At 38.8% G+C, this 13,197-nt stretch carries 10 protein-coding genes and 1 riboswitch; of the genes, 7 read left to right on the forward strand and 3 right to left on the reverse strand.

Annotated features, from left to right (window positions below):
• The first annotated feature begins 30 nt into the window (after positions 1–30).
• Positions 31–2,784 carry a YfhO family protein gene (locus BM137_RS01195; RefSeq protein WP_092479321.1) on the forward strand — a complete coding sequence of 918 codons (2,754 nt, stop codon included), beginning with the start codon at positions 31–33 and terminating at the stop codon, positions 2,782–2,784.
• A gap of 80 nt (positions 2,785–2,864) precedes the next feature.
• Here the strand turns inward: BM137_RS01195 and BM137_RS01200 are convergent, their stop codons facing one another.
• The gene (locus BM137_RS01200) at positions 2,865–3,569 is read right to left on the reverse strand and encodes an MgtC/SapB family protein (protein ID WP_092479322.1); all 705 of its coding nucleotides are present in this window, start codon (positions 3,567–3,569) and stop codon (positions 2,865–2,867) included.
• A 209-nt stretch (positions 3,570–3,778) separates the two neighbouring features.
• Here BM137_RS01200 and BM137_RS01205 point away from each other — a divergent pair, with 209 nt between their 5' ends.
• Genes BM137_RS01205 through BM137_RS01215 form a run of 3 tightly spaced genes read left to right on the forward strand, consistent with a single transcriptional unit; the run spans position 3,779 to position 7,370 of the window.
• A complete protein-coding gene (locus BM137_RS01205) occupies positions 3,779–4,549 on the forward strand; it encodes a DeoR/GlpR family DNA-binding transcription regulator (protein ID WP_092479323.1) in 771 nt (256 codons plus the stop codon).
• Positions 4,527–5,441, forward strand: a complete 915-nt coding sequence (gene pfkB, locus BM137_RS01210; RefSeq protein ID WP_092479324.1) for a 1-phosphofructokinase — start codon at positions 4,527–4,529, stop codon at positions 5,439–5,441. The genes BM137_RS01205 and pfkB overlap by 23 nt, the downstream gene beginning before the upstream one ends.
• 27 nt (positions 5,442–5,468) lie before the next feature.
• Entirely contained in the window at positions 5,469–7,370 is a 1,902-nt protein-coding gene (locus BM137_RS01215) for a PTS fructose transporter subunit IIABC (protein WP_092479325.1), read from the forward strand.
• 248 nt (positions 7,371–7,618) lie between these two features.
• Here the strand turns inward: BM137_RS01215 and BM137_RS01220 are convergent, their stop codons facing one another.
• Both BM137_RS01220 and BM137_RS01225 read right to left on the reverse strand, forming a co-directional pair.
• Entirely contained in the window at positions 7,619–8,185 is a 567-nt protein-coding gene (locus BM137_RS01220) for a chromate transporter (RefSeq protein WP_092479326.1), read from the reverse strand.
• A 3-nt stretch (positions 8,186–8,188) separates the two neighbouring features.
• Entirely contained in the window at positions 8,189–8,761 is a 573-nt protein-coding gene (locus BM137_RS01225; RefSeq protein ID WP_092479327.1) for a chromate transporter, read from the reverse strand.
• A gap of 251 nt (positions 8,762–9,012) precedes the next feature.
• Between BM137_RS01225 and BM137_RS01230 the strand changes: the two genes are divergently transcribed.
• The 3 genes from BM137_RS01230 (at position 9,013) to BM137_RS01240 (ending at position 13,159) form a co-directional block, all read left to right on the forward strand.
• Positions 9,013–9,867, forward strand: a complete 855-nt coding sequence (locus BM137_RS01230) for a glycosyltransferase family 8 protein (protein ID WP_177192456.1) — start codon at positions 9,013–9,015, stop codon at positions 9,865–9,867.
• 47 nt (positions 9,868–9,914) lie between these two features.
• Positions 9,915–11,267 (forward strand): glutathione-disulfide reductase, encoded by a 1,353-nt coding sequence (gene gorA / locus BM137_RS01235; RefSeq protein WP_092479329.1) that lies wholly within the window; start codon positions 9,915–9,917, stop codon positions 11,265–11,267.
• Between the two features lie 136 nt (positions 11,268–11,403).
• Positions 11,404–11,505: riboswitch (purine riboswitch) on the forward strand.
• Positions 11,506–11,695: 190 nt separating this feature from the next.
• On the forward strand, positions 11,696–13,159 hold the full coding sequence (locus BM137_RS01240; RefSeq protein WP_092479330.1) for an NCS2 family permease: 1,464 nt from the start codon (positions 11,696–11,698) through the stop codon (positions 13,157–13,159).
• Positions 13,160–13,197: the final 38 nt, after the last annotated feature.

The raw sequence follows: 13,197 nt of genomic DNA on the forward strand, positions 1-13,197 counted from the left end.
TGAAGAGAAAAGAGATTGGTGGTTAGCGTTATGGAACAAATTCAACGAAGCACGAAAAAGAATACCTCAAAAGAAATTTTGTGGTATTCTCTTTTATTTTTGATTACAATGGCATCCATCTATGGATACTTCATGGTTAGCGGAACTTCCTTTATATGGGAAAGTGACGGATTTACTCAACATTATTTATTGTTTAAAGATTATGTAGGCATGTGGCAAGAATTTATCCAACACCCGTCTGGCGGGTTCCAAAATTGGGATTGGACAATAGGTCTGGGCGCTGATGTGATCAGTTCTTACGGATATTATGTAGTAGGAGATCCGTTCGTTTATTTAGGGTTATTGTTTCCGCAGTCGATGATGGAGTTTGCCTTTCACTTTTTGATTGTTTTAAGAATCTACTGTATTGGTTTGGCATTTATGTTTTACGCACGTAAAATGAATGTCAGCGGAGCAGGATTATTGGTAGGGACTTTTGTTTACACGTTCTCTCATTACGTGACACTGAATGCTACAAGGCACCCATTCTTTTTAATGCCGATGATTTTCTTTCCGCTGCTTTGTTTAGGAGTAGAAAAAATATTGCGCAAAGAGTCTGCGTTGTTGTTCGCTGCCGTAGTGTGCGTCAGTGCCACAAGCAACTTTTACTTTTTTTATAAATTGACCGTCTTGATTTTTATTTATGCCATTTTCCGTTATTTCGAGTTGGGCATACCGCTGAAAAAAATCTGGAAGTATTTCTGGAAAGCCTTGTCTCACTATTTAATTGGAGTGTGTATGTCAGCAGTGGTATTGTTTCCTGTGATCTGGGGATTTCTACAATCTTCCAGAGAACCAGGAACGTTTGCCAGCGGAATGACAGTGTACCCATTACAGTATTACGTTAACCTTTTAGCAAATATCTTTATTTCAGAAAGTTACTTGTGGACAGTTTTGGGATTTGCCGGAATCGTGATGTTAGTGATTCCATTGTTCTTTGTTAGACGGAAAGTTTTTGGAGCTATTCCTTATATGATGGTGTTATTCTTGGTTATGCTTCTATTCCCGGCATTCGGCTCCGTTATGAATGGATTATCTGGTCCATATAATCGTTGGACATTCGTTATCCCTTTGCTGTTGGGAATAGCGGTAGCGCGGTTGTATCAGTACCGATTTGACTGGAACAAAAAAGACCGCTTAGCAATGTTTGTGGGGTGGCTGTTTTTTGGTGGGATAGCACTTGGTCAGCAAATCCTTAGCGATTTTTCATGGGCTAGGACAGTACCGGTGATAGCCGCTTTTCTAGTATGGGCATTATTAGAACTAACAGCTCGTAGGAAAGAAAAAGGCAAACTGACAAATGGTTGGGAAAAAGTTGTTTCAGCTGTTATTTTCTTGTCAGTGATCGGTAATGTGATTTTCAATGCTCAAGAATATTATTATCCTATGGGACAAAACAAAGTAGCTGCCTTACTGCCTTATGGAACAGCAAATGACCAGTATGAGCAAGTATTTGATGAAATTGAAAAAGAGATTCCTCCTGTTTCAAAAGACGACATTTTCCGTATTGGGCTTACAGCTAAAGACAATCACATCCGCAATGATATGGTTTATTTAGAACGGATGGGGATGAACTCCTATCTTTCTATCACCAATGGGTCGGTGGCGCAGTTTGCTCGTCAACTGGAACTGGGCTCGTTTCAATTGATCCAACCGGTACGAAATGGAATGGATGACCGAAGAATAGCAAATCATATGTTAGGCGTGCGGTATATCGTGACAGAGGTTTCGAATGAAAAATATTTGCCGTACGGCTACGAAGTGATTTCACGTTCTGAGGGAGAGAACGCTCATTTGATCGCAGAGACAGATCAATCTTATCCTTTTGCATATGCAAATTCTGTTGTGATGGATAACGAGGAGTTTGAAAAACTGAATCCTGTAGAAAAAGAGGAGTTTTTATCTATAGGTTTTACTGCAGCAGCAGATGAAGCTGACATCAATCAGTTAGATCCGTTTGATTCATCACTTTCGACAAAAGAAATTGCGCACACGGTTCGCAGTGAGGACGAAAATAAACTCACTATTGAAAATGACCAAGTGCTCGTTCAAGACAGTGATGGCAAATTACTGATCGAATTAGAGGATGTAAAGGATATTCAACAGTCAGAAGTATACGTACACTTAAAAGGAATGGATTTTGAACCTAATCCAAGTAAAACGTATCATCGAGTGAATACCGGCTTTAATACTAAAGTAGCCTTTAATGGACGAACTAAAACAATTCATCAATCAGACAAGCAGAGTTTCAGTTCATACATTCATCGTAAAAAGATGTTGTTTAACTTAGGTTATCAAGCAGAATCTGAATCTAATACCATCACGGTCCAATTTGAAAAGCCTGGAGCCTATGATTTAGAAGACATCACGATTTATGCTTTGCCGGTAGATGAAGAGAGCTACAATGAAAAAGTAGCTGAGAAATCAGCGCATCAATTAGATGTGACGACATTTGAGAACGAATCTATAGAAGGGACGATCACTCAAGAAGAGGACGCTGTTTTAGTGACAAGCATTCCTTATTCTGTAGGGTGGTCAGCTGAGGTGAACGGGGAAGAAGTAGAGACCATAAAAGTCAATTATGGATTTATCGGGATTCCTTTAAAAGCAGGAACTTCTCAAGTAGCATTTTCTTACGAAACGCCGTTCTTAAAAATCGGCTTCATTATCACCTTGATTGGTATTGGACTGTTTACAGTTGAATATGTTAGACATAAAAAGAAGAGTGGAAAAAAAGGCGTTTAGCCTCGACGTCCACTTCACGAGATCAATATTCATAAAAAGAAGCAGAATCTATTAAGATTCTGCTTCTTTTTGCGTAGGCATTATTTTTCCTTGAGCGTGCTGATGTGATGTACGTCATTGATAGCGATCACTTCATCAATTAATTGAGTCATCTCCATTTCCTCAGGTAAACCGATACTGTAATAATTTGAGTAATGAATTTCAGAGTCTTTGCTGTAATCTAAGCTATGTTCTTCACTAAAAACTTTTATATCATGATCCGAAAAATAACGGTTCAATTCATTTTGTGTTTCTTTGCCAGTGTATTTGATATTCACTAACCGAACATTAGGTGCTCCAAATAATCCTTTAATGATTCTCAGTACGATGAGAACAGCTAACGTACTGATGATAGCTAGAAAATAATACCCCATCCCTACTGCGATACCAATACCGGCGATCGCCCAAATCGAAGCGGCCGTAGTCAGACCTGAAACATTGCGCTTAGTGACAATGATCGTTCCAGCACCTAAAAAACCGATCCCGCTGACGATTTGAGCAGTTAATCGAATGAAATCAGTTGTCAATACACCTTCTAAATCAGGATTCTCAATGACCATTCTAATAATGTCATAACTGGCTTCTACTTGTACCATAGCGATGATAGCTGAGCCTACAGCAACGAGCATGTGAGTTCTCAGACCGGCATTGTGCCCTTTAGCTTCACGTTCAAAACCAATAGCACTGCCGCAAATAATAGCCATACCAATTCGAATCAAAATTTCTATATTGCTCAATTCATACATAACAAAACCCTTTCGTAAGTAAGGATACGTGCGAAATTATCAATTGTTGTGATTTCGACTTGTTTTTCATTTTAAATATACCTTTGAGGGTAAAAATTGTCAAAGAAAGAAACCGAGTAAGAATAAGGCTTAAACGCTAAGAAACACTCATAAATTTGATTGTTTTTGAATGAATTTGATGGTAAAATGAAGAGCGCAGGAGGTGGCTTATGTTAACTGAAGAACGTTACCAATATATTTTGGATCAACTAACACAACATGGGTTGGTGAAGTCTCAAGAATTGATCAAAGAAATGAATTGTTCTGAATCTACGTTGCGTCGAGATTTGGATGCTCTTGAAGAAAAAGGGATGCTGGTTCGAGTTCACGGGGGAGCCAAACGTCTCTATGAGATAGAGCGAGAAATTCCTATTACCGAAAAAACGTCCAAAAACACTCAAGAAAAAAAAGAAATAGCTGAATATGCATCATCTCTTGTACAAGATGGAGACACGATTTTCTTAGATGCCGGAACAACTACATTGTATATGATTCCATTTTTGAAACAGAAAAAAATTCGTATTGTGACAAACGCAGTGCAGCATGCTCACTTATTAGCAGATCAAGAAAATGAAGTGGTTTTAATCGGCGGAGTATTAAAGAATACCACTAAAGCTGTTGTAGGAGCTGTAGGTTGTGCTCAGTTGAGCCAATACAATTTTAATAAAGCGTTTCTAGGGATAAATGGTGTAGATCTTGAATATGGTTTCACGACTCCTGATCCAGAAGAAGCAGCTATCAAGCAGCAAGCCATCAAAAATAGTGCAAAAGTATTTATTTTAACGGATAACAGCAAATTCAATACGGTCACTTTTGTAAAAGTAGAGGATATCGACGGGGCAACGATTTTGACAAACTCACTGAACAAAAAAGAATTTTCTGCTTATTTCGAAGCAACTACGATAATGGAGGTAAAACATGATTTACACAGTAACACTTAATCCATCGATTGATTACATTGTGCAACTTCCCACCGTTCAACTGGGGGAACTGAATCGCATGACAGGCGACATCAAGTTGCCAGGCGGAAAAGGTATCAATGTTTCGCGTGTATTAAACAATATCGGGCAAGAATCCACAGCGTTAGGTTTCATCGGAGGCTTTACAGGACGATTCATTACGGATTGGCTGAAAAAAGAAGCTGTTGGGACAGACTTTGTTGAGATCGAACAAGATACGCGAATCAATGTAAAAGTAAAAGCAGATATCGAAACAGAAATCAATGCAGCAGGACCAGCAGTCTCCGAAAAAGAGTCTGAACAATTATTGCAGCAAATGGATGCTTTAACTGCAGACGATATCGTTGTTTTATCAGGAAATAAACCGCCAACATTGCCAGAAGATTTTTACCAGCAAATGGTTAAAAAAATCTCAGCGGCTGGAGCAGATTTCGTGATTGATACTACTGGGAAAGAATTGATGAATGCAATCGGTTCTCGTCCGTTGTTGGTTAAACCAAACCATCACGAGTTGGCAGATTTGTTTGAAACAACTTTTGACTCTGTGGAAGACATCATTCCATACGGCAAGAAGTTGATTGAATTAGGTGCAAAATATGCGGTTATCTCTATGGCAGGTGACGGAGCATTGTTCTTTACTGAATCAGCGGCTTACCGAGCTACGGTACCTAAAGGACAAGTGAAGAATTCAGTTGGTGCTGGAGACTCTATGATCGCTGGATTTATCGGCGCATTAGTCAGCACTAAAGATCCATTAGAAGCTTTCAAAAAAAGTGTGGCAACAGGAAGCGCCACAGCATTTTCAGACGACTTAGCTACTAAAGAAGCTATCGAGGCATTAGTAGAACAAGTAGAAATCAAAAAGATTGATTAACCAAAACTTACAGGAGGATAAAAAAAGATGAAAATGAAAGACATTTTAATCAAAGATGTTATGATCATGGATCTAAAAGCTCAAACTAAAGAAACTGCTATCGACGAAATGATCGCCAGCTTAAAAGAAAACAACCGTATTAGTGACGTAGAAACGTTTAAAGAAGGTATCTTGAATCGTGAGAGCCTTTCTTCAACAGGTCTTGGAGACGGAATCGCAATGCCGCATGCGAAAAACAAAGCGGTTAAGGAAGCAACAGTTTTATTTGCTAGAAGCAACTCAGGTATTGATTACAATTCTTTAGATGGTCAACCAGCTTTCTTGTTCTTTATGATTGCAGCTCCAGAAGGGGCTAACGATGTTCATTTGGACGCATTGGCGAACCTATCTCGCTTATTGATCCGTCCGGATTTTGTAGCATCATTAAAAAATGCTTCTACTGCTGATGAAGTTCAAGAATTGTTTACAGCAGCAGAAGAAGTGGAAGAAGAATCAAATACTGTAGAAGAAACTACAGCACCTGCTGCAGAAGAAAGACCTTATGTCGTAGCTGTAACAGCTTGTCCTACAGGTATTGCGCATACCTTTATGGCTGAAGATGCTTTGAAAAAGAAAGCAGCTGAAATGGGCGTAGACATCAAAGTAGAAACAAACGGAAGCGGCGGAATCAAAAACCGTCTGACAGCTCAGGATATCGAACGTTCTGTTGGTGTTATCGTAGCTGCGGATAAACAAGTTGAAATGGCTCGTTTTGATGGCAAACCTGTATTGCAACGTCCAGTAAGTGATGGAATCCGCAAAACAGAAGAATTGATCACAAAAGCGATCAACCAACAAGCACCAATTTATTCAGCTGGTGATCGTAAAGCTGAAGCAAGTAATGACAATGAAGAAAAAGGTTCTGTATGGAACAAAGTTTATAAAGATTTGATGAACGGAATTTCTCACATGCTGCCATTTGTAGTCGGCGGCGGAATCTTAATGGGTCTTTCATTCTTATTTGAAAGCTGGTTAGGTAAAGAGAGTGAAATCTTCTTATTCTTGAACTCAATCGGAAGCCAAGCGTTTAATTTCTTGATTCCTATTCTAGCAGGTTACATTGCACTTAGTATTGCTGACCGCCCTGCATTGATGCCTGGTATGGTTGGTGGAGCGATGGCTGTTGCCAGCAACGCTGGATTCTTGGGTGGTTTAGTAGCTGGTTTCTTAGCAGGTTACTTAATGATCGGCTTGCAAAAAGGTTTGCGCAACTTGCCTAAATCGCTAGAAGGTATCAAATCAATCTTGTTGTTCCCAGTACTTGGTTTATTGCTGATTGGATTAATAATGTATTTCGTTGTTGGACCAATTTTTGGTACGATCAATGAAGCAATGATTACATTCTTAGAAAACCTTGGAACTGGAAATGCAGTTATTCTGGGAGCTCTATTAGGTGGAATGATGTCCATCGATATGGGTGGTCCATTCAATAAAGCTGCATACGCATTTTCTATCGGTATCTTTACGGATACAGGTGACGGAAGCTTGATGGCTGCTGTTATGGCCGGAGGAATGGTTCCGCCGTTAGCTATCGCATTAGCAAGCACATTGTTCAAAAACAAATTCAATGCAGACGAAAGAAAATCTGCTTTGTCTAATTACGTTATGGGAATTTCATTCATCACTGAAGGTGCGATTCCATTTGCCGCAGCTGATCCATTGCGCGTCATTGGTTCTTCAGTAGTCGGGTCTGCTATTGCAGGTGGATTGACTCAATTATGGAATGTCACTGTACCAGCACCACACGGTGGAGTATTCGTAGCTGGTCTTTCTAATCATGTTGGATTGTTCCTTCTAGCAATCTTAATCGGGATGGTTGTAGGGGCTGTTATCTTGGGACTATGGAGAAAACCAGTTGAAAGCAATGATTCAGGATTAGAACTAAAATAATCAACTAAAAAAAGTTGCTCCCGCATGAAGAGTTGATCTTCATAGGGGGCAACTTTTTTAGGTGTTTTCCAGTTTGGTGTGAAGGCGGAAATCGGCCATCAGCTCCTAGAAACAACTGCTCATGGCTGAAAAATAATTTAAAAAGGTCATGAGGACGATTTAGTACCGTCTCATGGCTGAACAATCATTTTTTTCGGTCATGACGCATCATATTTACTGGTTCATGGCTGATAATGTGCTGATCTGCTTTAAAGAATAACGTAATAGATCAAGATTCCGGCGAAACCTGAAAGGATCATAACGTGAATCGGACCAAGCTTGGTTTTGCGCAAAATGGCCAAACCGATACTAAACAGGATTACTGAGATCCAGTTTAAGTCGCTGAAAGCAATAGGGAAGCTTTCTGCACCAAACATAGCCGTCAAGAAAATCGTCAATCCAGCAGAAGCAATCAGTGCCACTACAGCTGGACGCAACCCTTGAAGGATACCATCCATAAGAGGGATTCCTTTATATTTGTAATATACTGTAGCTAGTATGATCACTATGATGCAAGATGGGGCGATACATCCAAGAGTAGCAACAATTGAACCTGGAAGTCCGGCCACTTTTGTACCGACAAAAGTAGAAGTATTAATGGCTATCGGACCAGGAGTCATTTGAGAAATCGTAATGATGTCAACGAACTCTGTACTCGACAACCAATTGTTTTGGTGGATAACTTGTTCTTCGATCAAAGGCAAAGCAGCATATCCGCCGCCAAAACTGAATAAACCAACTTGGAAGAAACTCCAAAATAATTGTAAGTAAACCATGATTTATGAGTCCCCCTTTTGATTACGAGATCCGCGTAGGGACGTATAAGCACCTACAGCACCGCATATCAATAAAATAATAACGATGTTGATGTTTAATAAGATAGCGGCTATAAAAGCTAAAATCATCATGACGATGGGCAAAACTTGCTTGGCTTTAATGATTTTTGCAGCCATATCGATTACAACGCTCACAATAACGGCTGCAACTCCAGCCTGCATTCCTAAAAGGAGAGCACTGACCACTGGATTATCTCTAAAAGCTTGATAAAAATAAGAAATAATCGTAATGATGATCAGAGGAGGGAAGATAGTACCTACGACTGCTATCAAAGAACCTAAGATCCCAGCCATTCTGTACCCCACAATAATAGAGGTGTTTACGGCTATAGGGCCGGGAGCAGATTGACCTATTGCGACCAGATCCAGCATTTCCTCTTCATCGATCCATCGCAATTCTTTAACGAACCGTTTTTGCATGAGGGGCACAATAACATAACCCCCGCCAAATGTAAAAGCACTTAATGTAAAAGTAGAAAGAAATAATGTCCAATAAAATTTAATATCTTTTTCCATTTGAACCTCCTATATAAATAATGACAATGTGTACTTTGTTTATTATACCGTAAATGAGAAGAGGTTTCATTTCATGGAAGGTGAATATTCTTTATTTTATACAAATGAAAACAAAAAGGGCTCCCTTTCATTGCAAATATGATATGCTTAATGAGGAGAAAGATATCAATAGATCAATAAAAGTATGATGAGATAGAAAAGAAGCAATGCCTGTCTGGAGGAGCTTCGATCATATAAGTAGGAGATCAAAAATGAATGTATTAGTGACGTGTAATGAAAATTATATTCCGCCCCTTAAAACCATGTTGTGGTCATTATTCAAATCGAATAAAGGGGAACAGTTTACCATTTATTTTATGCACAATAATATGGCAGAGAATAGATTGGAAGAATTAGATTTATTCATTAAGAGAAACGGCCAGGAATTTTATCCAATTGATGGCAGTGGCTTATTTGAAGAAGAAACGACGGTAAATCGTTATTATTCGATTGAAATGTATTATCGATTATTAGCGCCGTTTGTTTTGCCAGATGAAGTAGATCGGATTCTTTATTTGGATCCAGATATCATCAACTTAAACCCTGTTTCTGATTTCTACCATCAAGATTTCAAAGGGAATTTGTTTGTGGCGACCACTCATGATTATTTGACGAAATGGATACAGCCAATCAATAATATTCGGTTGAATACTTTGGAATCAAAAGGGTATTTCAATACGGGGATATTATTGATGAACTTGCCTGCCATTCGCTTGAGCAAAACAAAAGAAGACATCTTTTCTGGAATCGAACTGAATAAGAATCGATTACTGCTGCCAGATCAAGATGTATTCAATCATCTATATTGGGACTCTATTCTAGAAGCGGATTGGAGAATCTATAATTTAGACCCAAGGTACTATTCAAAAGCCAATGTGGTTTTTCCAAAAGATTACAATTTGGAATGGGTAGAAGAAAAAGTGGTGTTCATACATTATTGCGGCAAACAAAAGCCTTGGAATAAAAAAGAGGCTTACAAATACAAGCTTGGTCATTATTATGATCAATATGAACAAGAACATCTACAAGGATTCCCTCAATCGTTAGATTTTGTCCTTGAAGAATAGTAGAAAACTCGTTAACCTATAGAAAACAGAGAAAGAAGGAAATTAGAATGTCAAAACATTATGATTACATTGCTATTGGCGGCGGTAGTGGAGGAATTGCTTCAATCAATCGTGCGGGAATGCATGGAGCCAAAGTGGCACTCGTAGAAGCTAACGAACTTGGTGGAACGTGTGTCAACGTCGGTTGTGTACCTAAAAAAGTAATGTGGCATGGTGCTCAATTAATGGATGAAATGAAATTGTATGCTGAAGATTACGGAATCAGCTATTCAGACATGCAAGTAAACTATTCAAAATTGGTCTTGAACCGAGAAAAATACATCGACCGTCTGCATACAGTTTACAAAAAAGGCTTGGACAGCAACGGAGTCGATTTGATCAAAGGATTTGCTAAGTTTGTAGATAACCATACGATTGAAGTGAACGGCGAACAGTATACAGCTGATCACATTTTGATTGCAACAGGGGGCTATCCTGAAAGACCGAACATTCCAGGACAAGAATACGGTATAGATTCAGACGGTTTCTTCGCTTTAACAGAATTGCCAAAACGAGTGGCTATTATCGGAGCAGGATACATTGCTGTTGAATTGGCTGGTGTGACTCACGGACTAGGTGCAGATACTCATTTATTTGTGCGCAGAAATGCACCGCTTAGAACATTTGATTCAATCATCAGTGAAGGACTTGTAGAAACGATGGAAAGAGAAGGAGCAACTCTGCACACTCATTCTATTCCGAAAAAAGTAGAAAAAAATGAAGATGATAGTCTAACAATTTACTTTGAAGACGGTTCTTCTCACACGACAGATACGATTATCTGGGCTATTGGCCGTAAACCAAATACCGCAAACTTGAATTTAGAAGCTACAGATGTTGAATTGAACCCAGAAGGCTATATCAAAGTAGATGAATACCAAAATACTAACGTAGACGGGATTCACTCTATTGGAGATGTAACTGGACGCATTGAGTTGACTCCAGTAGCTATTGCAGCTGGACGACGTTTGTCAGAGCGCTTGTTCAACGGAAAAACGAATGAAAAGTTAGACTATACGAACATCCCGTCTGTGATTTTCAGCCATCCGCCTATCGGAACGATTGGTTTTACAGAAGAAGAAGCCATCGAAAAATACGGTTCTGAAAACATCAAAATCTATCAAACAAAATTCACTTCGATGCACAGTGCAATCACGAAAAATCGTCAACGGACATATATGAAATTAGTCTGCTACGGTAAAGAGGAAAAAGTTATTGGATTGCATGGTTTAGGAAATGGAATGGATGAAATGCTTCAAGGTTTTGCAGTAGCGATTAAAATGGGTGCTACAAAAGCTGATTTTGACAATACAGTTGCCATTCATCCTACCGGAGCAGAAGAATTTGTAACAATGAGATAATAGAGCAAAAAGAACGGTTGAGTTTCAGCCGTTCTTTTTTGTGCACATAAACAATAGGTAAACACGAACATTAAACGGTTTTTTATTATTAATTATATGACTTTGTCTTGTCATTTTCCAAAATACCGGCTATAATGATGGAGCAAAAGGAAAATCTAATATAATTTAAGCGATATGGGCTTTGAAGTTTCTACTGAACACCGTAAAAGGTTCAACTATTAGAGAAATAAATAGAGCGTGTGATCAAGCTGATGATATGCAGCTTGATGTTTTAATTGTGGATCAGTTTTATGGTTCTTATTGTTTTTTTATTTTTTTCCACAAAGACACCAGTGTTTCTTTAAAGAGACTTTATGACCCTTTTTCTTACTTTATAAAAGAGCGAATACTTCTTTTGTAAACTATAAAAAAGGCAGGGTACTTATTCAATGGATAATTTTTTTAAGTTTAAAGAAAATAATACAACTATCTCAACAGAAATCATGGCAGGTTTGACAACTTTTTTTGCGATGTCTTATATCATATTTGTGAATCCCGCCATTCTTTCTATGACAGGAATGCCCACACAAGCAGTCTTTTTATCTACATTGATCGCAGCCGCAATTGGAACTTTAGTGATGGGGTTATTCGCTAATGTACCGTATGCTCAAGCACCTGGAATGGGATTGAATGCATTCTTTACATACACAGTTGTTTTTGCACTAGGTTTTACTTGGCAAGAAGCTTTAGCAATGGTCTTTATTTGCGGGATCTTTAATATCTTGATCACAGTAACAAAAGTCCGTAAAATGATCATCCATTCGATTCCTATGAGTTTGCAACATGCAATCAGCGGAGGAATCGGAGTATTCGTTGCTTACATCGGAATCAAAAATGCGGGATTCTTACAGTTTACTTCAGAACCAGGAAATATCCAAAGTATCAATAATGCTCCATTCGATGCCGCAGCTACCACTTACGAAGGCGGTATTACCAGCATAGTGAGTGGCGGAGGAATTGTTCCAGCATTAGTAAACTTTACTAATCCAGGGTCTCTTTTAGCTTTATTCGGGTTGATCATTACGGTTATTTTGTTGGTATCAAAAGTGCGCGGAGCAATTTTGATTGGAATCGTAGCAACGACTATTCTAGGAATTCCGATGGGTATCGTAGATTTGTCAGGTATTTCAAATCCAGCAAATTCTTTAGGCAGTGCTTTTTCTGAATTAGGTGTTACTTTTGGAGCAGCTTTTGGATCAGAAGGTATGGCTTCTTTGTTTGGAGATGTATCTCGTCTGCCGTTAGTTTTGATGACGATTTTTGCATTCAGTTTATCTGATGTGTTCGATACGATTGGGACATTTATCGGTACTGGACGGAAAACTGGTATTTTCTCACAAGAAGATGAGTTGGCTTTGGATAACAGCACTGGGATCAAAACAAAAATGGACAAAGCATTATTTGCAGATGCGATCGCAACGTCTGTAGGGGCTGTTTTTGGAACATCTAATACCACAACATACGTTGAAAGTGCTGCTGGTATTGCAGCTGGCGGACGTACAGGCTTTACGAGTGTAGTTGTTGCAGGTATGTTCTTATTGACTAGTTTGTTCTCACCATTGGTAGCGATTGTTCCAGGACAAGCTACTGCACCGGCGTTGATTATGGTAGGGATTATGATGATGTCTTCTCTATTGGAAATCAACTGGGATGATTTAGAAGAAGCTATTCCTGCATTCTTCGCTTCTATTTTTATGGGTCTGGCTTACAGCATCTCTTATGGAATAGCAGCTGGTTTCATTTTTTACATCATTGTAAAACTAGCTAAGAGCAAAATAAAAGATGTTCATCCTGTATTAGGAGTATCTACAGCATTATTTGTCTTGAATTTCCTAATTCTGGCATTTATTTAAAACACTTATTTCACTAGGAGTCGAGGCAACTTAAAGTT

The sequence above is a fragment of the Desemzia incerta genome (genome assembly GCF_900115825.1).
GTDB lineage: Bacteria > Bacillota > Bacilli > Lactobacillales > Carnobacteriaceae > Desemzia > Desemzia incerta.

Coding starts and splice junctions, on each gene's coding strand:
- gorA (WP_092479329.1), top strand. CDS start 9,915: ATGTCAAAACATTATGATTACATTGCTATTGGCGGCGGTAGTGGAGGA.
- BM137_RS01200 (WP_092479322.1), bottom strand. CDS start 3,569: ATGTATGAATTGAGCAATATAGAAATTTTGATTCGAATTGGTATGGCT.
- BM137_RS01240 (WP_092479330.1), top strand. CDS start 11,696: ATGGATAATTTTTTTAAGTTTAAAGAAAATAATACAACTATCTCAACA.
- BM137_RS01225 (WP_092479327.1), bottom strand. CDS start 8,761: ATGGAAAAAGATATTAAATTTTATTGGACATTATTTCTTTCTACTTTT.
- BM137_RS01215 (WP_092479325.1), top strand. CDS start 5,469: ATGAAAATGAAAGACATTTTAATCAAAGATGTTATGATCATGGATCTA.
- BM137_RS01220 (WP_092479326.1), bottom strand. CDS start 8,185: ATGGTTTACTTACAATTATTTTGGAGTTTCTTCCAAGTTGGTTTATTC.
- BM137_RS01230 (WP_177192456.1), top strand. CDS start 9,013: ATGAATGTATTAGTGACGTGTAATGAAAATTATATTCCGCCCCTTAAA.
- BM137_RS01195 (WP_092479321.1), top strand. CDS start 31: ATGGAACAAATTCAACGAAGCACGAAAAAGAATACCTCAAAAGAAATT.
- pfkB (WP_092479324.1), top strand. CDS start 4,527: ATGATTTACACAGTAACACTTAATCCATCGATTGATTACATTGTGCAA.
- BM137_RS01205 (WP_092479323.1), top strand. CDS start 3,779: ATGTTAACTGAAGAACGTTACCAATATATTTTGGATCAACTAACACAA.